This is a genomic window from Colwellia ponticola (assembly GCF_005885605.1).
Classification (GTDB): Bacteria; Pseudomonadota; Gammaproteobacteria; order Enterobacterales; family Alteromonadaceae; genus Colwellia; species Colwellia ponticola.
On record NZ_SZVP01000236.1, the window covers coordinates 1 to 283 of the forward strand.

Consider the following 283-nt stretch of genomic DNA (forward strand, 5'->3'; position numbering starts at 1 on the left):
CGGCTCATTGAGTGAGCGCATAAACCAGCTGATATCAATTAACCGCTGTTTGTAAACCTTCGCAGTGCTTTCAACCATGGCGAGTTGAAACTTATCAAGGGCTTGTTTTTTAGCATATTGTTGGGTGAGTAATGTGCCTTTAAATAACTGATGCCAGCGCGTTAACACTTCATCAACTGACCAGCTTTTCACTTGCTCACTATCCACATGCAACACTAAATGTAAATGATTATGCATCACCGCATGAGCACAAATATCGATAGCAAAGACTTGAGATAATTGA

Annotated in this window: 1 pseudogene; it reads right to left on the bottom strand. The window is 40.6% G+C overall.

The features are described 5' to 3' along the window. A pseudogene (locus FCS21_RS16730) lies at window positions 1-283 on the bottom strand (transposase); the annotation flags it as partial.